Here is a 25,861-nt window from a genome sequence, read left to right on the forward strand (position 1 = left end):
TATTGATGTCGTCACTGACTGGCCTGTGAACCCTTCCTCATCTATACATGGGAATGAATAAGCTCGGCAAGTTTTTTTTGTTTCCGCTCCCGCGTGTGAAGGGGGGACATATCCTTTTGATAGCAGGGTAAAGAATCGGTAAATGTCTTGCCCCCTCCTTTTTTGTAATAAACGCCCAGTCCCAGTTTGCCAGGCTTCATGGTCAGCTCCCATGCTTTACTACGGTCTGTTTCGTCATGGGCCTCAATCGTATATGTGTTCTGCTCATACCATTTAAAGGTGTTTATCTTGTTGAAGGAAACACAGGGGTGAAGCAGATCAATCATGGCATACCCCTTATGGTTAACCGCCATTTTGATGATTTCCTTTGTCTGCTCCATTTCTCCGGAATAGGCCCGTGCCACAAAGCTGGCTCCCAGAGAGATTGCCACGGCCAGCGGATTAAAGGGTTCGTTTGCAACACCGTTTACCTGCACCCCTGTTTTCATTCCCGGCTGGCTTGTTGGAGACGCCTGACCCTTTGTCAGGCCGTACACCATATTATTATGCACAATATGGGTAATGTCGATATTCCGGCGGATGTTGTGAAGAAAATGATTGCCGCCTTCGCCGTACATATCGCCATCCCCCCCTTCAGCAATGACGGTAAGAGAAGGGTTTGCCGCCTTTACGGCAAGGGCGACCGGAAGCGCCCGGCCGTGCAGGCCGTTGAAATAATTGACATTCAGATACTGGGGCATCTTGGCTGCCTGCCCTATTCCGGAAACAAAAACAACATCTTTTTGATGGACCTGCCCTAGCTCGTCCAGGGCAGAAATGATACTTTTCCGGATCTGAAAATTGCCACACCCCGGGCACCAGGCCATGTCTATATCAAAAGGAAGTTCATATTTACTCATTTAATCCCCCTGTATCTTTTCAAATTTACGGGTAAGGAATTCAGTGCTGAACGGAAATCCGTTTGACAATAAAATTTTTTCATTCATCCTGCGTCCAAAGGTTTTAAACAGCAAATCACCAAACTGTCCGGAATAATTATTTTCCACCAGCACCAGTTTTTTAGCGCTTTCAATCACCTCCCGGATACAAGGATTCAGCGGATAAACCTGTGAAAAATGGAGATATTTAATACGGGGATTGCCCGCATTCTCTACAGCCGACAAGACCATATTATGCGAAGAACCCCAGGCGACGACGACAATATCACCGTCCGGGTTACCATGTACCGAAGGCATCAACGCTTTTTTTTCCAGGAGATCAAGCCGCTTCATCCGCTTTTTCATCATTTTTTCACGCGTCTTCCAATCTTCGGTTATCCGCCCTCGTTCATCATGCTCGTCACTGTCTACACACACAAGTCCCTTACCGTATCCGGGAACGCCGCGGGGAGAAATACCATTCCGGGTATAGCGGTAGCGGCAGTAATCCGAATCTGTCTTTACGAATCGTTTTTTAACAGACACACGCCCCAGATCCCATGCCGGAATGGTATAGGCAGAATCCATAAGATATTGATCGGTCAGAATCAACACCGGAATCTGATACGCATCCGCCAGGTTGAAGGCGTCTGCCGTCAAATAAAAGGCCTGATCAAGATTGCCGGGTGCAAAGATGGCCCTGACAAAGTCACCGTGTCCCGAATAAAGTGCCAGATTAAGATCCCCCTGCTCCGTTCGGGTGGGAAGCCCTGTTGCCGGGCCCGGGCGCTGTGCAATGTGAACGACGGCAGGCGATTCGGTTATCCCAGCCAGGCTCATGGCCTCCCCCATCAGGGCAAAGCCGCCGCCGGAAGTGGTTGCAAAGCCGCGCGCACCTGCATACCAGGCGCCCAGCACCATATTCAGGGCCGCAATTTCATCTTCCGCCTGTTCCACGACAACAGAAAACCCATTGGATTGTTCCGCAAGAAATTCCAGGACTCCAGTGGCAGGAGACATGGGATAACTGCCTACAAAATCACATCCGCCGGCAATGGCTCCCATGCCAACAGCTGCCGAACCGTCCACCAAAATTTTTTCAACAAGAGGTGAAACAGGGTCCATCTCAATTTTGATGATACCCTTTTCAACCAGGTCCCTGCCTTTTTCAACCCCCCGTTTGGCCGCCTCAATATTTCCATCAATAATCGCTTGCGATTTATGAACAAATTTTTGGCCCAGATAGGTATCAAGCAGGGAAGGATCGATATGCAACAGCGAAAGAATCAGGCCGGATGCAACCGTATTGGAATATTTTTTACTGCCGGCTGCCACGGCAGCGGCCTGAAACGAAAAATCAATAACAGGCTGTTTCGTGATTATTTTCTCTTTTTCTCCGATAATCATAGTTTTGCTGCTGATACGATGATCAAGGCGTGAAAGATCGGGGCTGATAGGAATCAGGATATCAATCCGATCCACCCACGCGTCAACTTTTCGGGGTGATATCCTTATTTGAATGGAATTGAGTCCTCCCCGAACTCTGGACATAAATTCTTTGCAGCTAAAAACATTCAGACCCTGTTTTTTCAAAAGCCGGGTAAGCACATATTCCAATGTCATAATGCCCTGCCCTGCCTCACCGGACAAAACAATGACAATATCCGTGCGATCTGAAAAATCGTACCGCTTATTCATTCATACCTCCTAAAAAATACCAACAGGTTGATCCACACTCTATTTTTATTTTAGCGAGGGAAGCAAAAGGCTTCCTGACCCATCACCGAGTAGCGATCCTGATATGTCCTGGCAACAGCCGTAACCTATAGTGAACGTATAATGATACACGGCATCCTGTTAAAAGGATACCCCATTCATGAAACGAATAAACTCCCGGCCGAGGGTTTTCATTGTTTTATTCCAATTTTTTCCAGTATCATACGCCTTCCCATTCGCGGTAAAAAAAGGGTTTGTTTCGTTTTTTTCTTGCCTTAGCAAGCCCAACCTGTTTGAATGCGGGCCATGAAAATTATCAATGCAAGATCAAAGCACCTCAGTGTTGACCGGTTTATGGCCACGGCCCAGGAGGCCTGGTGTCTTGTGGGAAGCAACCGCTCCGGAATTGAAGACTTTTTCACCTTTCTGGACGAGAAAAATCGGGACATCCATGCCGACCTGGTGGAACTGCCCCAAGCCTTAGGGATTATTTCTTTCAGTCGCCAGCAGGAGGTGTTTGAGGAAGAGCTAAAAAAAAATGATACCGATTTTCTGGACAAAATAGACCCCGGCACCCCGGCTGCTTCATTCCTGAAAAATGCTGAACGCCATGCCGACCTGATCAACGCCCTGAACATGACCGATTCCATGGACAAGGGATACCGACAATTGAGCACGGGCCAATCCAGAAAACTCATGCTCCTGGCCCAGATCACCCGGGGGGTCGACCATCTGGCAATCCAGGCCCCCTATGAAGGGCTGGACCCAGTCAGCTGCAGGGAACTTAACAGGGCACTGGCCCTATTGCACCAACAAGGCATCGGGATTCTTATCACCGTGAATAACAGAGGGGACATCCCAAACTTTTGCACCCATGTGGGTCTGATTGCCCATGGCCGCCTGGACCTCATGGGACCCAGAGAAAATACCCTGGCGGCCATGGAAAAAAGTATAGGCCAGGAAGACCCGGATTTTCAGGTATCTGTAAAAGAATTAATCCAGGACCAGAATATTGCTCAAACCCTCGGTGAAAGCCCCGGGTTCGGGTCAAAAGAAAAGGCCAGCGTCGCAACTGAACTGGTTCGTTTGAAAAACGGGTCTGCCGGGTATGGGGGCAAGCCCATCTTCACGGGTTTAAATCTTAAGATCCACACCAACGACCACACCCTGGTGACAGGCCCCAATGGCTGCGGAAAATCCACCCTGCTCCAGCTTATCACCGGAGACCACCCGGCCTGCTATCAAAATGATCTGCGCATATTCGGTACCCAAAGGGGGACCGGCGAATCCATCTGGGAGCTAAAACGAGAGATGGGTATTGTCAGCCCGGACCTTCACCGGAACTACCTTGTGCCGGGCAGTACCCTGCATTGTATTATCTCAGGCCTCTTTGATTCCATTGGCATCTACCAGAAATATACCCGCCAAGACGAACACCAGGCCATAAAATGGCTGGAGCGAACAGGACTTATTCAAGAAGCCCAAACCCCGTTTCGCCAGCTCAGTTATGCCAACCAGCGACTGGTCCTCATTGCCCGTGCCCTGATCAAAATGCCCCGGCTGCTGATCCTGGACGAACCCACCCAGGGACTGGACGAATTAAACCGAAAGGCCGTGCTGGATTTTCTGGAACAGGTGGCACAGGAAAAGGTCAGCACCCTCCTCTATGTCAGCCACCGCCAGGATGAGTTTCGAGATTTTTTCAAATATCAAATTCAACTCTGACCCCACCCGGCTTTTTGAGGACCCCTTATCTTTTTTTTGCTGCCCGAAGCTCAACTATCCCCGTAAAAATAGGGACAGCCAAAAACCCGGCCACACAATAGATCACCCCATTCCACCCGCCGTACTCAAACCCGAACCCGGCACCGGTAATCCCCAGCCAGCCGCCGGCATAATAAAACAACACATACAGGGAATTGGCCCGGCCCTGACTGTTGGCAAGTTTCCGGTTCAACAGGCCCACCGCCGTTGAATGGATGGTAAAAAATCCCGCACAAACCCCCAAAAGTCCGGCAATGACTGCCGTCACCGAGGGAATAAGCAGCAAAAGAAAAGAGACCCCCAGGATGAAACTTCCTGCCACCAGGGTATTGCCCCCGCCAAACCGGTTGCTGATCCGGCCTGAAACCGGGCCCAGAAAAATCCCCATCACATAGACCAGGTAAATCAAGGTGATCATTTCCGTGGAAAAATTAAAGGGCGGACCTGCCAGACGAAAGGGCAGAAAATTAAAAATAGGGGAAAACATGAGCAGGCCAGAGGCCCCGCAGCAATACAATAAAAACAAATCTTTTCGTTTCACCAGGGTCAAAAAAGATTCTGTTTTATGATTAGCGGCTTTTTGTTCAGGGGTTTGACCGGGCAGGACGAAAACTGCCACAAGGGTGGTAACCAAAATCAGACAAGAGGCGGAAAAAAAGGCATACCGCCAATGCAGCGGCGGATGGATCCAGCCCCCCAACAGCCGTCCCCCAAGCCCGCCTAAAACCGTTGCTGCCACATAGGTTCCCATGATCACGGACAATCGTTTTTTGGGCAGGGTTTTGGACAGCCAGGCCGCAAGACTAGTGGTCAAAGCCGGCAGGAACAAGCCCTGGACAAATCGGGCGCCCACCAACACCCTGAAATCATGGGTAACCCCACAAACTATCCCTGCCGCGGCAACACAGATGCCGCCGGTGAGCAAAATGGGGTGAAGGGGGGCCTTGTCCGACAAATATCCGAAAAACAGATTGGATATCACGATGCCCAGGATGACAGCAGACACGGTCAAAGAAACCTGGACCGTGGTCACCCCAAATTCCGTCTGGAGAACCGGTAAAATGGGCTGAGTGATATAGATATTGGTAAAAGATGCCGTGACAAGCGCACATACCACCATCTGCAATTTAAATGTTCCCTTTTCCAGGGATCTGCCTTTCATGGGAACCCTTTAAAATAAAACCAATCTTTTGGCAATTAAAATATCGGTTTCCCCTTAATAAAACACAAAAAGAGAAAAAATCAATTCAGGGACTTGAAAATGGGGAGAGATAAAAAATGCTCCAGAGGGGATTCTTTCCTTGACGATTATCCTATAACAATGCAAACTGAAGAATAAATCCCGTTAAAATCAAACCAGTTAACCGTCCAACATAATTTTCAAAGGAGCCATCCATGGGAAACTTAATTAAAGAAGATGATGACAAGGGTAGATTGCATATTGATACCCCTCTTATGGGGGAATCTCTTGTGAGCAAAAAATTATTAAAAACAACCGAATCCAAAGAATATTTCAGAATGCACCCGGATATCAATATCCTGAAAATAGGGGGGCAAAGCATCATGGACCGAGGTGCAAAAGCCATCTTTCCTATTTTAGATGAACTGATCAAACTCAAGGATGACTATAAATTGCTGTTGATGACCGGCGGTGGAACAAGGGCCCGCCATGTATATAATATCGGCGTGGACCTGGGCATGCCCACTGGTGTTTTATCCAAATTAGGGGATAAGGTTTCCTGGCAGAATGCAGAAATGCTTTCGGTTCTTCTGGCAAAACATGGGGGCGTAAAAATCGGCCATGGGGACCATCTTGAACAATTAACCATGTTCTGCAAGGAAGGGTATCTTCCCATCACCTTTGGGATACCACCCTATGGTTTTTTTGAACATCCGGCTGAATTTGGTTCCATTCCTCCCCATAGAACAGATTGCGGCGCCTTCCTTTTAGCAGAAAACATTGGTGCCAGATCCCTTATTTATCTGAAAGATGAACGAGGGCTTTTTGAGAGTGATCCCAAAAAGGCGGGAGACAAGGCCAAGGATTTGAAATTTTATGATAAAATTTCCGTTGATGAGCTCATTGAACTGGACTTGGATGATCTGATAATAGAACGTCCCATTTTAAAAATGTTTAAACAAACTAAATGTTTGAAAGAACTTCAGATCATAAATGCCCTGGACCATCCGGAATTCATTCGGGATGCCTTGGAAGGAAAACACGTCGGCACGATTATTTACAAATAGAATGCCCATGGCCGGCAGGAGGTTATAACCTCCTGCCGGATCGTATCGGTTAGCGGGAACCATCCTTTTTACCGGTACCATGCTCAGGCAGATAAACGATCTGGGCGCTCGTTTCAGCGGCAATGGCTTCAATCTCCGCCTTCCGAACATGCTTTGAATATAATTTGAGATCACCGCCAGAAACCCCCACAATTCTCAGCCGCGGTTTTTTCTCCCCTTTTTCGATCTTCCGTCTTTCCCTCACAAATATTTTACTCATGATATCCCCCTATTGTTTGAATACTATTGTTGAATGGAAAAATATCTTATATAACTATCATATAAAATATATAATCCATTAAACTATATATCCTTTAAGGATATATATCAAGGAAGTTTTTTATGAATGATAAAAAAATGCATAAACCAGGTTCCAACCGACAGGAAAGATATATTCAGGCCTCAATCTTGCTGGGGTTAAACGCTGCACCCTCCTATGGGTATGAATTAATTTCCACCATCCAATCCTATGGATTCATTGAAGGAGATGCACCGCCGGGAATGGTTTATCGACATTTGCGCCAGATGGAAGAGGATAATTTTGTGCAATCCCAATGGGAAACAAAACAAGCAGGTGCTGCCAAAAGGATATATACCATTACAGATGAAGGGAAAGAAGTCTTATCATTTTGGATAAAATTCATGGAAAACAAAGCCAAAAAATTGAATCATTTTGTTCAATTGTATCTGGATGCCACCCGCAAAACTTAATAAACATCCAGGAGAAAATACCATGCTCCGGCCACGGTTATGAGAGATTTCCCCTTGAATTAATCAGGGCGACCATGTTATCGACCCATTTCATTTTTGCTTTTTGAAGCGTTGGGAGAGGATGAAAATACTTGTTCTCTGTCTCTGGTTTAAGAAGCCCGATAAGGCCTTTCGTGCCGGATACTTTGTCCAGGCATCTTTCAATAAGCGGATCCAGGCCGGGGCTGACACCCCAGGCACAAACAACCGGCGACTGGGAGCGCCGGTTCAGATGCCTTTGGAGTTCTTGTTTTCGCTCATCGGAGAACAGGGAGTGTGCTGTAAATCGAGTTCTCTCTTCAATATCCCGATACTGGGCCACAAATTTTCCCCCTTTGGGATTTCTCAGGTCTGAAAGGTTCAAGACCCTGACATGGGACCAGCCACAATATGCCATGACTCTCATGACTTGATACTGTGTGGTGTCTGGTTTCGTTGATACAAGAGAGGCGAAAAGATCCCCCGCCTGTTCCCCCAAAATATTATTATTCACCGCTTCCAAGGGAAGGGATGACCCCGGATTCATCATGATAAAAATGGCATCGGCCGCCCTGCCCAGCAATAAATCGCGAGGGGAGGGGATGTCTTTTTTTGCCACAATTTCAAGGACGCTCCGACATTCAATTTGTTCTCCTGAACCTAGGTCAATGGAATAAAAATGTCCAAATATCCCAAACTTTTTTTTGAGTTTTTCTGCGGGTAAAAATTCAAGCAATCGGTGATACTCCTTAAATTGACAGGCAGGCTGCAATCAAACCTGTCACCATTCATAAATCTAACGGATAATTTTTATCAATGGCTGAGTACCAATATTTAGAATCTGTGTAAAGAAAATATCCGGTTTATTTTTGGGGTATTGGGAACACGCATCAATTGCTATGCCGCAAGGCATATACCACCACTGCCCTTAACACCCTTTCCCGCAGGCATTTAGGCAAATCCAGTTTCATTCGTTTCAACAAAGGAATACTTAGCTTAGGCGGTTTTGAAAAAAACTGCCCGACAATACCGGCAATGGTCCGGGTCCGGTGGGTGGACACTTTCTCTTTGAGCAGTTTCAATGCCTTTGCCAATGTGACTTCCTCTTGGGTGTAATCCGTGCCAAAGGGAAAAGGTTGAAAAAGACCCTTGGCTTTAAAGGGCGAAAGGAGATTTTCAAGGCGTTCCGGTGTATTCTGGCGATGGATTTCAGGAATCACATACCCGGCTTCTATTTTTCCCGAGCGCTTGGCCTGTTCCAGCAGCTCTTCCTGGAACAGGCTGTCACTGATATTCAACAGAGCCGCAATAACATCCCTGTCACATTTGCCCCGAAGATCGGCAATCCCGTATTCTGTGACCACAATATCCCGCAAATGACGGGGGATGGTGGTATGACCATAGTTAAACACAATATTGGATGAAACCTTGCCCTTGGATTTCTTGGTACTTCTGACCATCATGATCAATCGACCGTCGTCCAGGGCATGGGCCATGGACACAAAGTTGTATTGGCCCCCCACTCCGGAAACGATATTTCCGCTTTCAAGGCAGTCGGATACAACCGCCCCCAGAAGTGTCACCATCATGCCGGCATTGACAAACCGGCCGTTGAGCCGCTGACGGGTTTTAAGTTTTTCATCCCCATAGAGTTGGTTCACATAGTCCACCCCGGTCATGGAGAAAAGCGTTCGCTCCTCTTCTGGCATACCATTGAGGGCATCATAAAAATCATTTGGCCCGATGAAAAACGATCCGTGACAGATCACCCCTTCCTGGAGACGATCTCCCAGGTGCCGGGTGAGCAGCGCCCGGGTCTGTTCATCCCCAAGATCGGCTGAAAAACCGATTCCCCCACAGATCAACTGGCCATCCATATACTCAAGGGGCCCTTTGATCACCCCATACTTCATGAGCAGACGGAAATCCGCCTTGGTCAATCGTTCATGGATAATGTGGTGGTCCACAAAAATGTCAAAAATATGGGGAGTGATGGCTTCGCCCATAATTTTTTCGTTGAGCAGCTTCTGGAGCCCGGCATGGTCATAGACTTTTCGCTTGAGAATCCCGTTCTTATACAATTGGATAAAAACATCCACCAGCATTTCTGTGGCCCCGTACAGCCCTTTTTTGAAAATTCCGGTCCCCCCGATTTTCTCCATCAGGTCGCCATAGCGCCCGGGGATATTCATGGCGGACAGAATCTGGTTATAGGTCTTGTTGTCCTTATGCCGCATGATCAGGCTGGAAGCAATCCCATCTCCCAGGGAACCGATACCAATCTGCAGGGACCCGTTGTCCCGGATCAGGGGACTGACATTGAAGCCGATCATATGGTCTACCAGGGAAACAGCTGCCTTGGGGACTGAAAACAAAGGAAAATCATAAGCGGGATCGTTCAGAATCATGTCATAGTTAGATGATTCCACCACCGCATCCCCATACATGTACGGCAAATTTGAGTTTACCTGACCCAGGATCATATAGGTGTGTCCCTTTTGCTTTTCTGACAACAATTTTTCAAAGGCTTCCAGAACCAGATCCGGATTACAGCTCATGGAAAACAGGTTTGGATTGCCCTCGGGGTGGGGGGCGATTAGATTACCAAGAACATTGAGGCCGTTATCGATAAGATCCCTGACGATATGGGTGTAATTGGTGCTGATATAATGCTGCTGGGCATAGGGAGAATTCAGATAACCGCCGGCTTTGGTAAAAAATTCAGAAATGGTGACGTTTTCCGGCAATTGTTTTTTCCGAAGGTCCTTCATATATTCAAATTCGACAAAACCCTCCCAAATCCGCTTCACAATGGGGTCCAGCAGACGGGCTTCAAGGGGAGAAGAAGGTGCCGGTTTTTCAAGGGACAGGGCCGTAATGATGGTCAGATCTATGGCAGGATCATTTTTAGCCCTCAGATACAGGGCATTGGCGATATGATTGGGTTTCCCCAAGGCCAGGGGCATGCCAAACACAATTTTGTAGCCCACGGTTTCAATGATACGATCTACACAGGTTTCAACATCCCTTACCAATTCCGGTTGCGTTGCTGCCATGGTCCGTCCCCCTTACAGGCTACCCCGATATGATGCATAAGCTTCTATTGATTATCAAATACAAATCTAATCATGCCATACTATGCGATAGATACAAGGGGTTGAAAATCAATGAAGGGCCTTTTTTTACATGGGCAGAACGCCGATATTTTACTAGGCGAAACGCCTAGTCGGATTTCATGATTGGGACTGAACCCAGGTAAGGGCATGTTTCATCAGTTCCGTGGCAGTTTTAAGATTCATCTTTCGTTTAATATTTTCCCGATAGGTGCCAATGGTCTTGACACTCAAATGAAGAAGACCGGCAATTTCCCCCCGTTTGAATCCCTGGCCGATGAGCTGGAACACCTCAAGTTCTCGGTTGGAAAGGGTTTCAATGGGGCTTATGCCGTCCCCTTTGGTTCCGGCCATCATTTTTCCCAGCAGGGCATCCACCATATCAGCGCTGATATACCGCTTGCCCGCAATCACCTGGCGAACCGCCATGACCACATCCCCGGTCATTTCATGCTTGGTGATATACCCCAACGCCCCTGCCCTCAGCACCCGCTCTGCATACAAGGATTCATCGTGCATGGAAATCACCAGGATGGGGAGTTTGGGAAAATGTTCCTTGAGGTATTCAATGAGATCAATCCCGGATTTGTCCTTAAGGGTTATATCAACGATCACAAGATCCGGCACCCCCCTTTGAATCAATTCAATGGCCTGGGCCACGCTTTGCGCCTCACCTGTCACCTGAAGATCCGCTTCCTCGTCAATGAGCTGGGCAAGCCCTTTTCTAAAGACCGGGTGATCGTCTACGATAAATATTTTTTTTCGAGCGTACACCGGATGATGGTTCCCCCTGTTTTGTTTTCAAGAATTTTCAGCCTGGCACCGATAAGATCTGCTCGATGCTGCATGACAGCAAGGCCGATTCCCATTTTTTTTGTATCCATTTTGCCCATCCCCTTGCCATCATCTTGAATATCAACGATCACATCCGATGTAAATGTATTGGGGACGGTTTTAAAAGAGACCAAAATTGTTTGGGCAGCGCCATGCTTGGCAGCATTGTTCACGGATTCCCGGATGATATAATAAAGATGGGTCAATACGGCTGTATTGGAAAACTGGATATTTTTCCCCCCGCAAATCCGACATTCAAGTTCAAAGGCCTTTTCCACCTGGGCCAGATATTGCCGGAGGGCAATCATAAACCCCACATTTTCAAGGTTCACCGGTACCAGCCCCTGGATCATGGCACGGGTTTTACCAATCGCCTGGTTTACCAACCCTGTTATTTCCCGGGCCAGCCCCGCCTGGGTATGGCTTTCTTTTTCAAGCCGGCCGGACAGGAGGGCTGCCATGGCTTCCACCCCGGCCAAATGGGACCCAAGGTCATCATGGAGCACCTGGCCCATCTGGCGGCGTTCTTCTTCGCTGATCCTGGCAATCTGTCGCTCCAATTGCTTCTGCTTTGAAATATCCGTTATGGACGCCACACTTTGCTGGGTTCCCGGGATCAATGCCACGGTAAGGATACATTCTTTGATATACCCATTGGCCACCATGACCCGGCAGGGATAATTCCGGGGAGCAAGATCTGGATTGTCACGCCTCAGCCGATGGTTGGTCACCACTCGTTCACGGTCTTCCGGTGCAATGAGTTCAGAAAATTTCATTCGTTTTTCCACCCGGAATTTGTCAATACCGGAAATCCGCTCCAACTCCGAATTAACCATGGAAATGGTCATGTCCTCTTCGATGAGAATGGTGGCAGTTCCGGTATTTTCAAAAATGGTTTTATACCGGATATGGGGTTCCATAATTTTTTTTGCCTGTTTAAAAGGGTCCATTCCAAAGGGTCCTTGGCCTTACCCGTTTAACCTCATTTAGTCGGCCAATCCCCAGACAGATAAACGAATAGGCGTATGGACAAGACCTTACCAGCAATAATCCCTTATTTCCAGCCCTATTTACGGGTGACTTAGTGATCCGCGAGTCTCTTTTCTCAGGGCATTCCTTGACGCTCTGTCCACAAGGGTGAAAATCTTGTCTATCTCATCTTTTTGATTGGAAACCTTATGCCCCCGCACCTTTATAAATTCACAGTCCATTAAATCCATTCTGCGATAAAATTCCTGGTACAGCTCATAATTGGAAATTCGGTCCTTTTTCTTTGATTGATACCCATTTTTTTCAAGGCGATCCCGCCGTCCCAACAGACCAATAATATTTTGAGAATCCGTGTACACCAATACCCTTCGCCCCTGTATTTTTGCATCGGCCATTGCCCATAACAGGGTCTGCAATTCCAGTTTTGTCGAAGAGGTGGGTTCAAATCGCATCAACTTCACCCGACCTACCAGGGAATCCAGGGAAAGCCCATTCTTTGCAACCAGTAAATAAGCCCCATAGCCAATATTGGATTTGGGGTCCACACTTCCATCTGTAAATAGTTTTAAATCCATAATAGTTGATGGTGTTATGCCATGGTAAAAATGTTTTGCCAATAGGTTGTTTTGACTAGGATAAAAAAATGAGAAACAAAAGATAACCATTGACACGGTGGGCCGGATAACCGTATTTTTAAAAGAAATTCATTAACAATCCATCATCCCGGAGGGCACAAAATGATACACCGAAACTGGAAACTTTCTTTTTTTTGTTTAATCCTGACAGGATTATTTCTCGTACCGACATTAAGTTTTGCAGGCAAGATTCAGGGCAGAGAAGAGATCTCCCTATACGGCGGTAAGTCTGGAAGCGTTCTTTTCCCCCACCATTTGCATCAAAAAGTGGTGACAGACTGCCAGACCTGCCATATTAATTTTGCCCAGCGAGAAGGGGCCCTTGAAGCCGCGAAAGCATCAAAGGCCCTCAAGAGAAAACAGGTGATGAACAAGACCTGTCTCAAATGCCACAGGGCTTTGAAAAAATCAGGGGAAAAATCAGGTCCCACCAGTTGCAAGCAGTGCCATACTAAAAAATAGCATTGCCATGAAAATTCTGGTATCTCCAACCAAAACCATGGCTTTTGACAAAATCCCGGCCAGCCTGCACATGGGGATGAGCTGGCCCAGGTTTGAGCGGGAAGCAGATCTGCTGAACCAGGAATTAAAGGCCCTGGATTTTGGGGCCTTAAAGAACCTGTTTAAAACCAGTGACAAGCTGACCCAAAAAACCTGGGACCAGATCCATGATTTTACCCTGGCCGTTCCAGGTCCAGCCCTGTTTGCTTTCCAGGGAGAGGCGTTTAAAACCATGAACCCCCGGCAGTTTGACCCGGGTCAGCTGGCCTTTGCAAATGAAACCCTGAAAATTTTTTCAGGATTGTACGGGGTGTTGCGCCCCATGGACGGCATCAAACCCTACCGCTTGGATTTCAACACCCCTCTTCCCAAGAGATCCAAAACGCTCAAACTGTTTTGGAGGGAAAAAGTGAGCGCCTATTTTGAAGCGCAAACCCAAAAAGATGAGGTGATTTTAAATCTGGCCTCACAGGAGTATAGCAGCATCCTTGATACCAGCTCGTTAAAAGGCCAGGTAATTACCCTGCAATTTCGGGAAATGGCAGAAGGGAAATTAAAAAACCTGTCTGTCCGTGCAAAACAGGCCAGGGGACTCTTTGCAAGTGAGATCATTCAAAAAAAAATTACCAATGTCAACGCCATAAAAAAGATCGTCCTGGCTGATTATGGGTATGCAAAAGATCTCTCCAGCACAGCTGAATGGTTTTTTATCCGTTGATATATTCGAGACAGGCGTGTTCCTGCTTTTATAAAATAAATATATATGACAGCTATTGAAATTATGAAGAAAGGAGTAAGCTATGGCGGCATATCTTGGGGCAGTTGATCAGGGAACAACCAGTACCCGGTTTATTATTTTTGACAAAACCGGAACCATTATCAGCGCCAGCCAGATGGAACACGATCAAATCTGTACAAAACCCGGATGGGTCGCCCATGACGGAAATCAAATCTGGAAAAACACAAAAATTGTCATCCGGCAGGCCCTGGAAAAAGCAGGCCTTTCAGGACAAGATTTGGCCGCCATAGGCGTGACCAACCAGCGCGAAACCGTCATTGCCTGGGACCGACACACGGGAAAACCTTTGAACAATGCCATTGTCTGGCAATGCACCCGTTCCCATGAAACCTGTAAGGAACTGGACAAGGTATATGGCAAGGACTCTTTTCGATCCAAAACCGGCCTGCCCACAGCCACCTATTTTTCCGGCCCTAAAATCAAATGGATGATGGACCAGATACCAAAGGTTAAAACGGCAGTGGATAAGGGGGATGCCATTTTCGGCACCATGGACACCTGGATCATCTGGAACCTTACCGGCGGACCCGGCAAGGGCCGGCATGTCACCGATGTAACCAATGCCTCCCGCACCCTGCTCATGAATCTATCGACCCTGGATTGGGATGATGAAATTTTAGGGATAATGGGAATTCCTAGGACCTGCCTGCCCAAAATAGTCCCCTCCTCCCATCCAGAGGCATTCGGCAAGACAACAATTGACGGCCCTTTCCAAAGCCAGGTTAGGGTGGGAGGTGCCCTGGGAGACCAGCAGGCGGCCCTTTTCGGCCAAACCTGTTTTGAACCGGGTGAAGCCAAAAACACTTATGGAACCGGCTGTTTTCTGCTCTTTAACACCGGCGCCACCATTAAATTTTCCGACCATGGGCTTTTGACCACTGTGGGGTATCAGATCGGCAATCAGAAGGCGGTTTACGCCCTTGAGGGATCCATTGCCTATGCCGGTGCCCTGGTCCAGTGGGTCAGAGACAATCTGGGGCTTATCTCTTCAGCGCCTGCAATTGAAACCCTTGCCAACACAGTGGACGACAACGGGGATGTCTATGTTGTGCCCGCTTTTTCAGGACTGTTTGCGCCCTATTGGCGATCCGATGCCAGGGGTGTCATTGCCGGGCTCACCCAATTTGCCAACAAGGGCCATATTGCCCGGGCAGTTCTCGAAGCCTGCGCCTACCAGACAAAGGACATTGTGGAAGCCATCAACCTGGACCTGGGACAAGGCATTGACTTAAAATCCCTCAAAGTAGACGGCGGCATGGTGGCCAACAAGACCCTGATGCAATTCCAGGCCGATATTCTCAATGTATCGGTTACCCGACCCGGGGTAGCGGAGACCACTGCCCTGGGGGCTGCCTATGCTGCAGGGCTTGCCGTGGGGTTCTGGCCGGACACGGCAGCCTTAAAAGAAAATTGGCATGTCCATTCCACCTGGGAGCCCGACATGGCCGATACAAAGCGGGATGAACTCTACAGCGGTTGGAAAAAAGCCGTTAAAAAAACCCTGGCATGGAAAGAATAAGCAGATTTACTTAGATTCCAAAACATGATAGGAACTCCTGAACAAGACTAAACAGGAGCATAGATGGAAACACTGCATAGACCCATAATTGGCGATTCAAGATCCATGGAAGACCTGCCAGATAATAGTATTGATCTGGTGGTCACGTCTCCGCCCTATCCCATGATTGAAATGTGGGACCCGATATTTTCCTCACTCCACCCCAAGGTAACCACACTATTGGAAAAAGGGGAGGGTCCCAAGGCCTTTGAAGCCATGCACAAAATTCTGGACGATGTCTGGAAAGAATGCTATCGGGTTCTGAAACCCGGCAGGTTTGCCTGCATCAATATCGGGGATGCCACACGGACCATAAAAGAACAATTTTCCCTTTACACCAACCATGCCCGGATTCTTAGCGCCGCCCAAACCCTGGGATTTTCATCTCTCCCCTGTATCCTGTGGCGCAAACAGACCAATGCCCCCAATAAATTCATGGGCTCGGGCATGCTGCCGGCAGGGGCCTATGTCACTCTGGAGCATGAATATATACTCATCCTGAGGAAAGGACCCAAAAGGGAATTTGGGCGAGAGGCTGACAAGCAGAACCGCCGGGCGAGTGCCTTGTTCTGGGAAGAACGGAATGCGTGGTTTTCAGACATCTGGTTTGATATCAAGGGCACTGGCCAGTCCCTGGGGGATAAAACTGCCCGGAAAAGAAGCGGGGCCTATCCTTTTGAACTGGCCCATCGTCTGATCAACATGTATTCTGTACGGGGCGATCAGGTGCTGGACCCGTTCCTGGGAACCGGCACCACCATGGCCGCTGCCATGGCTGCCAACAGAAACAGTGTGGGATATGAATTGGATGCCAGCCTGGGCCCTGCCATATCCGCCATGGCAGATACAGTGGATGTTACGGTGGCCCAGATGATCCGACAACGGTTGATCCGGCACATCACCTTTGTTATAGAACGGATGGAAGCGCGTGGACCCTTAAAACACAAAAATCGTCCCTATGGATTTCCCGTGATGACCGCCCAGGAACGAGAACTGGTTTTTAACACACCAATGGCCGTTACCCAGACCGTGGACCACCAATACAAGGTGACCTATGATTCCCTCCCCCAAAAAGAATTCTGTCAGGACTGGTCCAAGATCCTGGCGAGTAAGGAGGCAGGTCAGGTGGTCACGGCCATGGAAAAAGTCAGCACCCCCAAAAAAGGATTTAAACAAAGGGAATTATTTTAACCCCTTTTGATGGTCTTTTCCCAGGTGAAAATTAACCCAGGAAGAGGTCTCGTTCAACTCCCACATCCGCGGGGGGACAAGATCCAGGCCAAGGGTATGGCCCATTCCACAGTGTTTCAGCCGACCATATGCCCGGACCCAGACACAACGTCTGTCAGGATGTACTTCGCAAAAGCCATCCCGGCTGCCGCCGCAGGCACCGTTCCTTGTATGTTTGGGACAGCCTGACTCAGGACATAGGAAGGCCAAGTGCTGGATAGCGCAATCCCCGCAGCTCTGACAGGAGAGCAGGGGTTTTTTCAGGGGATCTTCAAGTATCAATTTCACCAGCCAGGCCTTGTTGGTTCTTTCCAAAAAGCCTGCCAGACGTCCATAAACAGGCGCCAGCCGGGCGGTTTTATCAAAAAAGATCTTATGGGCTGTTTTAAGCACACCATGGGGATAATGATCTGTAAGTTTTTCCTTTATCCTGATGGCCAGGGATATTTTTTCTTCACCTATTTTTTCTTCTAGGGCAGGATCCTTGTCAAAACAATAATAGACCTTGGCATTGGGTTTGCCCATATTAAATTCTTCTATATACTCTTCCCAGGAATCTTCAATTTCATCCATCCGATCCAGGATCGCCCCCACCGCCTTGAAACTTCTGTGAATTCCGCCAATATGAATTCCTCTGTACCCAAGCCCCTTTAAAATCACCCCGAGTTTAGCAGCCCGGTCAATGGCTGTTTTCAATCCAGACCGGGGGGTGTTACCCCACTCTTTGATCACCTGGTCAAACAGGGTATCTGCCACATGGGCACCCGGAACCCGCCCTTTGTTCATGGCCCTGGCCGATCGGGGGCTCAACAGATAAACCGATCCCATCACCGGCGGCTTCATTCCCTTTTGATCCAGATGGGTGATCAGCTCTTTAAATTTTTTCACATCATATCCCAGCTGGGTAATGACAAAAGAAGCGCCTGCTCCCAGTTTTTTGTCCAATTTACCGTATTGGGCAAGGGTCTCAGCCTCGGTGCTCTTAAAGGGGGAGACGGCACACCCGGTAAAAAAAACATCCGGATCCCCGGATGCCAACAGCCGTTGATCAAGGGACTTGAGCAGGGTGGTCAACAGAACGGAATCAAAGTCAAAAACGGGTTTGCCCTGGCCACCAAACCCTTTCCCGGAATAATCTCCGGTCAGGGCCAAAATATTTTTCATGCCCATGCGGGCCAATTGGAGTGCCCGGCTTTCCATGCCCACCCGGTTCAGGTCCCGGCAGGTAAAATGAACAATCACATCCATCCCGCATTTAAAAATTTCATACCCCAGAACATCCGGGCTCAAGGAGGGGTTGCCCCCGGGATTGTCTGTTATGGAAACCGCTGAAATCCGGCCGTCGTCAAAGGCATCCTTTGCAATCGCCTTTAAGGTATCAATACTTTGGCCGCCCGATTCCCGGCCAGGCACAAGTTCCAGGGTGACCACAAATTTTTTTGGGTTTGATATCTCATCACTGAAAATCCGAAGCATAGGGTATCCTTTCCTAGGTTTATCTCGTTTATGCCAGATGATGTCTCGTCACCATATCCTTATTTTACACCAACCAACTTGATCTATATCAAAAATATTCCCCCCCATGCAAAACTAATTATTTGACAAACCCCTTTTCTCTACTAGAATATCCTATGATTATTGAATATAGAAAAAATAGTGTTTGCAGATAAAAAACAGGAGATCACAATGAAAGTCGTTTTATTGCAGGGCAGTGCCAGAAAAAAAGGGAATACCGCAAAGGCCCTTAATTGGGTGGAAAAAGAACTTTTAACCCTTGGTCATGGGGTGGAGTCCATCTACTTGAATTCTAAGATCCTCAAAGGGTGCATGGGATGTGCACGCTGCAAAGAACATCCGGAAGAAGTGGGATGTGTTCAACGAGATGACATCCAGGATATCCTGGGGAAAATCGTCAATGCCCAGGCAGTTGTGTTTGCCTCTCCCCTCTATTTCTGGGGGGTGACAGCCCAGTTAAAGGCGGTTATTGACCGGACCTACAGCCTTTACACCAATTATCATAAGCCCGGCCACGCCTCCCTGGTTGAGGGACAACGCCAGGCCCTTCTGGTTACCGGCGGTGGCCCCTGGGACAACAATGCTGAAGCCGCATTTACGGCATTTGGCCGTATCCAGAATCCCCACAAGGCAATCAATGCAGGCGAATTGTTCATCCCCAATTGTACCACCCCCGGGGACATGGGCGAAGAGGTCCAGAAAAAAGTTCTGGCCTTTGCCCGAAAAATTGTGACATAATCCGCACCAATACCCATGAATCTACCCACGCTTTTACCCACGCTTTTTAACAGGGAGTTATAAAAATGAAAATTCTAAAAACAAGCCTTTTTGTGGTGGCATTCTTACTGATAGCCGGATCCTCTTCACAGGTATTTGCTGACAGCTATTCAAAGACTATTTCCGTGTTCAAACAGTCTGAAGCTGTCCAGCCCTTTTTTAAAAATTGCTATGGGTATGCGGTATTTCCAACGGTGGGAAAAGGGGGCATAGTGTTGGGTGGCGCCTTTGGGGAGGGTCAGGTATATAGACAGGGCAACCTGGCCGGCAAAGTTTCTTTGGTCAAGTTAAGTATAGGATTTCAGCTGGGTGGTCAGGCCTTTTCCGAAATAATTTTTTTCCAGGACAAGCGCGCCTATAACGATTTTATCAGTGGAAATTTTGAATTCGATGCTTCGGTTTCTGCAGTCGCCATCACCGCCGGTGTCCAGGCAAAAGCCGGGACAGAAGGGGGAACGGCCAGTGCCACCGCAGGCCCTGCCACTGGTGTCCAGGCCCAGACACATTATACCAAAGGAATGGTCGTCTTTGTCCATGCCAAGGGCGGGCTAATGTATGAGGCGACCCTTGGCGGCCAAAAATTTTCTTACACTGCCCTCTAATTTACCGAGCCATTAAACAACACAAAATAGGAAAATCTTGACTTGGATGGTTGATTTGACTAATAGTAAGCCAATGGTTGCAACACAAACAACCTGACAGATCCGGACACCCCTATGAATGAACACATAATTTATATATTAATAATTCATTTAAGCGCCATCGTCGCCGACATTCTGGTATTGAGTGCCCTTGGCCACATGGTGTACCAACGACGGGAACCCACCAGTCTGATTGCCTGGCTTCTGGCCATTATCCTGCTTCCCTATATTGCCGTGCCCCTCTATTTTGTCTTCCGTAGCCGGAAACGAAAAAAAAAGAAAAAAGCACCGATTAAGCTGGCATGCAGGGGAGAAGTTGCCCTGGAAAATGCCACCTCCCTTGATATGATTCTGAGGGGAAACGCAATAGCGGGTGCCACCCTGGGCAATTGGTTTGAGTTTTATCCTGACGGGGTGGAGGCCTATAACGCATTGATGGCCCAAATTAAACAGGCTGAACGACAGATTCTCTTTTCCACCTATGTATTCAGTTCAGATGAAGTGGCCAAATCAATTCTCGCGGCATTAACCCAGAAAGCCTCACAGGGAGTGAGCGTCAAACTGCTCATTGACAGTATTGGATCCCTGCCCCTGTATCTTTTCCAGGGACCTTTAAAAGAACTTAAAAAAGCCGGCGGGAAAGTGGCGTTTTATATGCCCCCCCTTACCCGACCCTTTCAAAATTATATTAACCTGCGAAATCACCGGAAAATTTTCCTATTTGATGGCAAGACCGTCCTGGCCGGGGGCATGAATCTTTCCCGGGAATATATGGGACCTACCCCCTGTGATAACCGATGGCAGGATATTCTCTTTTCAATCCAGGGACCTGCGGTCTTCCATTACCGGGAAATTTTTACGGAAGACTGGAACTATACTGCCAAAAATAAGCTCGATTTACCCGAACAAATGTCAAAATTCCATGGAGATATCGGCATACAGGTGGTCCCTTCCGGCCCGGATATTGCCAGCGATGCCCTGTATGAAACCCTTTTGTCCGCTGTATTTATGGCAACCGAACGAATCTGGATCGTTACCCCCTATTTTGTGCCGGACAAAAGTCTGATGCAGGCCCTGGTCATCGCCCAACACCGGGGGGTGGATATCAAACTGATCACCCCGGCCAGCTCAAACCATTTAATTGCAGACCTGGGTCGATCCAGCTATATGAGGGAATTGTCTGCCAACGGAATTGAAGTTTGTCTTTTCCGGGCGGGCATGATCCATGCCAAAGCCATTTTGATCGATACAAAGGGGGTAATGATGGGCTCGGCCAATATTGACCAGCGAAGCCTGTTTTTAAACTATGAGGTGGTCAGCTTTATCTATTCCCAAAAAGTAATTGCCCAAAGCGAGCGCTGGATGAAGCAACTCCTTGAAAAATGCCATGGCCAGATGAAACCTGCCAGCAAATGGCGGAAAATGGGTGAAAATTTAATGAGCATATTTGCGCCCCTGCTATAGCTGTCATGTTAACCCCTGCCACCCCCCTCATACAGTCCCCGGTTATTTTTGAAAAAACCGTTATTCCCGATGACTTCGGTCTTTTGTGCTGGAACATCCACAAGGAAAACCTGAAAAAAAAGTTTCCTGCCCTGATCCAGGAATGGAAAAAACGCTATAGCCTGGACCTGATACTTCTCCAGGAAGCCAGATTCTCCCCCTCCCTTCTTTCCATTGCAGGATTCTCTTTTGTCGGGGCCGCCAATATCCGGTTGCCAAGAAATTTTTCCGGCGTGGTAACCGCTGCCAGTGCAGATCCGTTTTCCAGTCAGTTCCAAATGACCCGGGCAAGGGAAGCCTTTATCTCCACCCGGAAAAACACATTGATCACCATTTATCAATTTCAAGACAAAGAGATGTTAATGGTGGTTAATATCCATGCCATTAATTTCAGATCCCTTGCCTGGTACCAATGGGAGTTCTCCCGGCTCTACGACCTGATCAACGGCCACGAAGGTCCCATGATCCTGGCCGGAGATTTTAATTGTTGGCGGCAAAGCCGAAAAACCATATTAGATGCGTTTACCAATCGGCTGAATCTTGACCTTGCCCAGCCCCGGCATTCCAAACATGTTAAAGAGTGGTTTGGGTTCCAATTGGACCGGATATACACAAGGGCGCTTACATTGATTGACATCCAGGCCCTTGACTGCAAATCATTTTCAGATCACAATCCGCTTATCGCCAGGATTTCCCGGTCCGGTCAATAGGAAATCTCTTTCCATTTCCTTGTCTACCCTTTTTCCCTTGCAATTTTCATCTATCCCTCTATGATATTGATCAATCCGATTCACTTTAAATCTCAACAAGGGTATAAAGGAGTCTATTTTGAACAAGTTTTTTTTTCTTCTGGTCTTGGTTGTCTCCATTATTTCATGCACGGCCAGCCGTGAACCCCAGGAGGTTATGGCTCAGTTGTCTCTTTTTGATACCACATGGAACCTTGTGGAGATCAACCAAAAAACCATCGATATTGTCAAGGCGGCAAAAACACCCTGTATTCAATTTTCAAAGAAAGAGATGAAAGCAACTGGAAACAATGGATGTAACTCATTTTTTGCAAATTTTAACACGGTTGAAGACAGGCTGAGTTTTGGCCCTGTGGGATCAACCCGGATGGCCTGTAAAAATTGGATGGAAAACGAAATGACTTTTTTGGCAATGCTCCAGACAGCAAAACGGTATACGATAAATGGCTACACCCTTTTGATCATGGATGGAAACGGCCTGGAAATAGGAGAATTCGTGGCAGCAGACTAAAGTGTAAAAAATCATCACAGGTCTGTAGCTTTTAGCAACATCCGCCAAAACAGCCTAATCATAGTCAATTTGAACTTTTATCTTCAAAAATTCGGACAATCGTGTAGCAAAAAATTACACGGGCCTGTCACCCCCCCCCATGGCCGATTGAAACCTTTTCATATCTGAACCTAATATAATCCTTTAATTTCAGTAGTATAACTTTTAAAAATCCCATTTTTTGTCTGTGGTACCGGGTTTGCAATATCAATTAATGGTATTTATCCATAAAATACAAAGGAGGCGTAAAATGAGAGTCCAAAAACAGAAAAATATCGTCAAAGGATTTCAAGTTGTTGAAAACCAGTGTATCTGGATGAAAGCGGGGATTGTTAATTTCAAATTATGCGACAATGTGTATGACTGCCGAACCTGTCCCTTTGATAAGGCCATGCAAAAAAAAATGAAGGCAAACCGCCATCTGGATCACCAGGGAGACGGTTCAGAGTTGGCAAAAATATTAAAAACCGTTTACAAATGGTATCCTCGTCCCTGCCGTCACGTGCTGACCGGTCGCGTCATAGAAAAAACCTGTATTATGAACTATGAATGTTATCACTGCGCCTATGACCAGATGCTGGATGAACAAGACTTGAGGGGGCTCCACAAAAAAACTGATATTTCATTGGCATCCGGGTACTGCCTGGCCGACGGCTATTACTATCACAAGGGACATACCTGGGCACGGTTCGAGCACGGCGGACGGGTGACAATTGGGTTTGACGATTTCATCGTCAAGCTCTTTGGGGCTCCTTCAGAAATTTTAATGCCCCCCATCGGCACTACCTTGAAAAAAGATCATGCCGGGTTGACATTTTCCCGCGCAGATAAGAAGGCCACAGCTATTTCACCTATCACAGGGAGTGTACTGGCAATCAACAGCAAAGCCGTGGAGCACCCGGAAATCGTCCATGAAGATCCTTACCATGAAGGCTGGCTGTATGTCCTTGAGCCAAATATGCCCAAGCGAAACCACAAGGAGCTTTTTTTCGGAAAAGAAAGCCTTGAATGGACAGACCGCGAAAGCCAGAGGCTATTGCGCCTGATCGGTCCTGAATACAAGAATCTGGCTGCCACGGGCGGTGAACCAATAGATGATATATATCGCAATTTTCCTGAAATCCAATGGGAAACCCTTGTAAAAGAGTTTTTGGGAACCCAATAGCAATAATGGGCATCTGTTCAAGCTGTCAGGCGTCTTTCGCAGTCCCGGCAAAGATAAAAGGGAATAGTGTCCAAATCGTCAATGGCCCCGGAAAAGTGCATGACGCATTTGCTTTCATCACAGTGGAAAAGATTGAACAGGTGCCCCAGTTCATGGAGTGCGACCTTAGCTGCCCTCTCGTAACAAAGGGACGGTGGTGGTAATGATCCGTCGACGTTCCGATTCAGCCGGAACAGCGAAACCAGGGCGAGATTACCGCCCTGGATGGCTTGACCGTAAACATGATTGAAAATAGGAATAAAAATATCCTGGGACATCACCCCGACAATTTTAGAATAATCGCTAAAATCCCATTCATCGAGGGTGTTGATGATGATACCGGCATCATACTTGAGCCGCCTGTCATCAAAGGCGGACCTGGGAACGGGCGCCATGGGCAGAACTATGGCCGGCCATTTGTAATAGGCTACAATATTGGCTGCGATAACCTTTAGCACCATCGCCGGGACCTCTCCCAGCGGCACCAGACCGATCTGTTTTTTCATGTTGATTTTTTTAAATTATCCCGTTTAATGATTTTATGGAGGGTCACGCGGTTTATGCCAAGGACCTCTGCCGATCGGGTAATTTGCCAGTCCTGTTCATCAAGTGTCCGAAGTATATATTCTTTTTGTACTGCCTTTAATGTCTGTCCCTTGGGTGCAGCAGCCCGTGCCGGCTGTAAAAATGAAAAATCCCCGGCATCAAGGGTCCTGGATTTACTCAACACAACGGCGCGTTCAATGGCATTTTCCAGTTCCCTGACATTTCCCGGCCAGTCGTAGGACTTCAACAGCGTAATGGCTGCAGGTTTAATCCTATCCACATGTTTCGTGGTTTCATGGCTGTATTTTTCCATGAAATGGCCCACCAGAAGCTCGATATCATCTTTGCGCTCCCGCAAGGTTGGCAAATGGATTTTTATCACATTTATGCGGTAATAGAAATCTTCCCTGAACACCCCGTCCACGATGCGATTCTCAAGGTTTTGCCGGGTAGCCGAAATCAGGCGAAAATCAACATCAACCGGTGTTTTGCTGCCAACGCGAAATATCTTTTTGTCCTCAAGCACCCGGAGCAGATCTACTTGCATTTTTGCACTGATATCACCGATTTCATCCAAAAACAGGGTGCCGCCGGAAACTATTTCCAGAAAGCCTTTTCTGGAATGGTCTGCCCCGGTAAATGCCCCTTTTTTATGTCCGAACAATTCACTTTCCATTAGCGTATCCGGCAATGCGCCGCAGTTGATGGCAATAAAGGGGAGCTCTGCCCGTAGGCTTTTGGCATGGATGGCTTTTGCCACCAATTCTTTCCCCGTACCGGTTTCCCCGGTGATCAAAATGGAGGAATCACTCTGGGCCACTTCCGGGATTAATGAATACAATTTTTCCATGGGTGCTGACTGACCGATGATATTATCAAAACGGGTGATCTGTTCCAGATGCCCTTTCAAATAAGAGTAATCCGATGTGATTTTATGCTGGCGGATGATCCTTTCCATCACCAGTGATAGTTGGCTCGGCTTGAACGGCTTCAGCAAATAGTCGCTGGCACCGATGCGCATGGCTTTTACTGCGCTTTCAATGGAACCGTAGGCGGTAATAATCACAACCATGATATCCGGGTAGTCCTCTTTTACTTGCTCAAGCAGTTCAAGGCCATCCATCCCCGGCATTTTAATATCCACAAACAAAATATGAAAAGACTTTTGTTCAAGTTTCTTCAACGCTTCTAAGCCGGAAGCGGCCGTATCCATTTCATGACCGTATTTTTCAAACCAGTTCAAAAGAGATTCCCGAACAATCAGTTCGTCATCCACGATCATGATTCTAATTTTATTATCCATG

General features: G+C 47.6%; 25 protein-coding genes. 13 read left to right on the top strand and 12 right to left on the bottom strand.

The window, feature by feature from the left end:
- Positions 1–41: 41 nt before the first annotated feature.
- Positions 42–899 (bottom strand): thiamine pyrophosphate-dependent enzyme, encoded by an 858-nt coding sequence (locus ACZ45G_RS26965; RefSeq protein ID WP_464173675.1) that lies wholly within the window; start codon positions 897–899, stop codon positions 42–44.
- On the bottom strand, positions 900–2,615 hold the full coding sequence (locus ACZ45G_RS26970) for a 2-oxoacid:acceptor oxidoreductase subunit alpha (protein ID WP_464173676.1): 1,716 nt from the start codon (positions 2,613–2,615) through the stop codon (positions 900–902). It abuts the gene before it with no gap.
- A gap of 324 nt (positions 2,616–2,939) precedes the next feature.
- Here ACZ45G_RS26970 and ACZ45G_RS26975 point away from each other — a divergent pair, with 324 nt between their 5' ends.
- On the top strand, positions 2,940–4,358 hold the full coding sequence (locus tag ACZ45G_RS26975) for an ATP-binding cassette domain-containing protein (RefSeq protein WP_464173677.1): 1,419 nt from the start codon (positions 2,940–2,942) through the stop codon (positions 4,356–4,358).
- Positions 4,359–4,383: 25 nt separating this feature from the next.
- Here ACZ45G_RS26975 and ACZ45G_RS26980 read toward each other — a convergent pair whose 3' ends face one another.
- Positions 4,384–5,559 (bottom strand): MFS transporter, encoded by a 1,176-nt coding sequence (locus ACZ45G_RS26980; RefSeq protein ID WP_464173679.1) that lies wholly within the window; start codon positions 5,557–5,559, stop codon positions 4,384–4,386.
- Between the two features lie 233 nt (positions 5,560–5,792).
- Between ACZ45G_RS26980 and ACZ45G_RS26985 the strand changes: the two genes are divergently transcribed.
- A complete protein-coding gene (locus ACZ45G_RS26985) occupies positions 5,793–6,644 on the top strand; it encodes an amino acid kinase family protein (RefSeq protein ID WP_464173680.1) in 852 nt (283 codons plus the stop codon).
- A gap of 49 nt (positions 6,645–6,693) precedes the next feature.
- Here ACZ45G_RS26985 and ACZ45G_RS26990 read toward each other — a convergent pair whose 3' ends face one another.
- Positions 6,694–6,903 carry a hypothetical protein gene (locus ACZ45G_RS26990; protein ID WP_464173681.1) on the bottom strand — a complete coding sequence of 70 codons (210 nt, stop codon included), beginning with the start codon at positions 6,901–6,903 and terminating at the stop codon, positions 6,694–6,696.
- Between the two features lie 122 nt (positions 6,904–7,025).
- Here ACZ45G_RS26990 and ACZ45G_RS26995 point away from each other — a divergent pair, with 122 nt between their 5' ends.
- On the top strand, positions 7,026–7,394 hold the full coding sequence (locus ACZ45G_RS26995) for a helix-turn-helix transcriptional regulator (RefSeq protein ID WP_464173682.1): 369 nt from the start codon (positions 7,026–7,028) through the stop codon (positions 7,392–7,394).
- Between the two features lie 37 nt (positions 7,395–7,431).
- Here the strand turns inward: ACZ45G_RS26995 and ACZ45G_RS27000 are convergent, their stop codons facing one another.
- The 5 genes from ACZ45G_RS27000 to ACZ45G_RS27020 all read right to left on the bottom strand — a co-directional run bounded on the left by ACZ45G_RS27000 (position 7,432) and on the right by ACZ45G_RS27020 (position 12,924).
- Positions 7,432–8,148, bottom strand: a complete 717-nt coding sequence (locus tag ACZ45G_RS27000; RefSeq protein WP_464173683.1) for a hypothetical protein — start codon at positions 8,146–8,148, stop codon at positions 7,432–7,434.
- A 154-nt stretch (positions 8,149–8,302) separates the two neighbouring features.
- A complete protein-coding gene (locus ACZ45G_RS27005; RefSeq protein ID WP_464173684.1) occupies positions 8,303–10,468 on the bottom strand; it encodes an acetyl-CoA hydrolase/transferase C-terminal domain-containing protein in 2,166 nt (721 codons plus the stop codon).
- Positions 10,469–10,645: 177 nt separating this feature from the next.
- The gene (locus ACZ45G_RS27010; RefSeq protein ID WP_464173685.1) at positions 10,646–11,299 is read right to left on the bottom strand and encodes a response regulator transcription factor; all 654 of its coding nucleotides are present in this window, start codon (positions 11,297–11,299) and stop codon (positions 10,646–10,648) included.
- Positions 11,269–12,309 carry a PAS domain-containing sensor histidine kinase gene (locus tag ACZ45G_RS27015; RefSeq protein ID WP_464173686.1) on the bottom strand — a complete coding sequence of 347 codons (1,041 nt, stop codon included), beginning with the start codon at positions 12,307–12,309 and terminating at the stop codon, positions 11,269–11,271. The genes ACZ45G_RS27010 and ACZ45G_RS27015 overlap by 31 nt, the downstream gene beginning before the upstream one ends.
- Before the next feature lie 120 nt (positions 12,310–12,429).
- Positions 12,430–12,924, bottom strand: coding sequence for an RNase H family protein (locus tag ACZ45G_RS27020; protein ID WP_464173688.1), 495 nt, complete (start codon positions 12,922–12,924; stop codon positions 12,430–12,432).
- Positions 12,925–13,086: 162 nt separating this feature from the next.
- On the opposite strand from ACZ45G_RS27020, the gene ACZ45G_RS27025 reads away from it, so the two are divergent.
- The 4 genes from ACZ45G_RS27025 to ACZ45G_RS27040 all read left to right on the top strand — a co-directional run bounded on the left by ACZ45G_RS27025 (position 13,087) and on the right by ACZ45G_RS27040 (position 17,033).
- On the top strand, positions 13,087–13,446 hold the full coding sequence (locus ACZ45G_RS27025; protein ID WP_464173689.1) for a cytochrome c3 family protein: 360 nt from the start codon (positions 13,087–13,089) through the stop codon (positions 13,444–13,446).
- A gap of 7 nt (positions 13,447–13,453) precedes the next feature.
- Positions 13,454–14,203: a YaaA family protein gene (locus ACZ45G_RS27030; protein WP_464173690.1), complete on the top strand. Its 750-nt coding sequence runs from the start codon at positions 13,454–13,456 to the stop codon at positions 14,201–14,203.
- An 82-nt stretch (positions 14,204–14,285) separates the two neighbouring features.
- A complete protein-coding gene (gene glpK, locus ACZ45G_RS27035) occupies positions 14,286–15,803 on the top strand; it encodes a glycerol kinase GlpK (RefSeq protein ID WP_464173691.1) in 1,518 nt (505 codons plus the stop codon).
- Positions 15,804–15,866: 63 nt separating this feature from the next.
- Positions 15,867–17,033 carry a DNA-methyltransferase gene (locus ACZ45G_RS27040; protein WP_464173692.1) on the top strand — a complete coding sequence of 389 codons (1,167 nt, stop codon included), beginning with the start codon at positions 15,867–15,869 and terminating at the stop codon, positions 17,031–17,033.
- Here ACZ45G_RS27040 and ACZ45G_RS27045 read toward each other — a convergent pair.
- Positions 17,025–18,548 (bottom strand): methylenetetrahydrofolate reductase C-terminal domain-containing protein, encoded by a 1,524-nt coding sequence (locus tag ACZ45G_RS27045; RefSeq protein WP_464173693.1) that lies wholly within the window; start codon positions 18,546–18,548, stop codon positions 17,025–17,027. The two genes, ACZ45G_RS27040 and ACZ45G_RS27045, sit on opposite strands and share 9 nt — an antisense overlap.
- Positions 18,549–18,758: 210 nt before the next feature.
- On the opposite strand from ACZ45G_RS27045, the gene ACZ45G_RS27050 reads away from it, so the two are divergent.
- The 6 genes from ACZ45G_RS27050 (at position 18,759) to ACZ45G_RS27075 (ending at position 23,972) form a co-directional block, all read left to right on the top strand.
- Entirely contained in the window at positions 18,759–19,325 is a 567-nt protein-coding gene (locus ACZ45G_RS27050; protein WP_464173694.1) for a flavodoxin family protein, read from the top strand.
- 65 nt (positions 19,326–19,390) lie between these two features.
- A complete protein-coding gene (locus ACZ45G_RS27055) occupies positions 19,391–19,966 on the top strand; it encodes a lipid-binding SYLF domain-containing protein (protein WP_464173695.1) in 576 nt (191 codons plus the stop codon).
- A 114-nt stretch (positions 19,967–20,080) separates the two neighbouring features.
- Complete coding sequence (locus ACZ45G_RS27060) at positions 20,081–21,469, top strand: phospholipase D-like domain-containing protein (RefSeq protein WP_464173696.1); 1,389 nt, start codon at positions 20,081–20,083, stop codon at positions 21,467–21,469.
- A gap of 5 nt (positions 21,470–21,474) precedes the next feature.
- On the top strand, positions 21,475–22,218 hold the full coding sequence (locus ACZ45G_RS27065) for an endonuclease/exonuclease/phosphatase family protein (RefSeq protein ID WP_464173697.1): 744 nt from the start codon (positions 21,475–21,477) through the stop codon (positions 22,216–22,218).
- 118 nt (positions 22,219–22,336) lie between these two features.
- Complete coding sequence (locus ACZ45G_RS27070) at positions 22,337–22,768, top strand: META domain-containing protein (protein WP_464173698.1); 432 nt, start codon at positions 22,337–22,339, stop codon at positions 22,766–22,768.
- Positions 22,769–23,057: 289 nt separating this feature from the next.
- Positions 23,058–23,972, top strand: a complete 915-nt coding sequence (locus tag ACZ45G_RS27075; RefSeq protein ID WP_464173699.1) for a glycine cleavage system protein H — start codon at positions 23,058–23,060, stop codon at positions 23,970–23,972.
- A gap of 17 nt (positions 23,973–23,989) precedes the next feature.
- Here ACZ45G_RS27075 and ACZ45G_RS27080 read toward each other — a convergent pair whose 3' ends face one another.
- Both ACZ45G_RS27080 and ACZ45G_RS27085 read right to left on the bottom strand, forming a co-directional pair.
- Positions 23,990–24,517 (bottom strand): archaemetzincin family Zn-dependent metalloprotease, encoded by a 528-nt coding sequence (locus tag ACZ45G_RS27080; protein ID WP_464173700.1) that lies wholly within the window; start codon positions 24,515–24,517, stop codon positions 23,990–23,992.
- Complete coding sequence (locus tag ACZ45G_RS27085; RefSeq protein WP_464173701.1) at positions 24,514–25,860, bottom strand: sigma-54-dependent transcriptional regulator; 1,347 nt, start codon at positions 25,858–25,860, stop codon at positions 24,514–24,516. The genes ACZ45G_RS27080 and ACZ45G_RS27085 overlap by 4 nt, the downstream gene beginning before the upstream one ends.
- Position 25,861: the final 1 nt, after the last annotated feature.

The sequence above is a fragment of the Desulfoconvexum algidum genome, assembly GCF_055382125.1.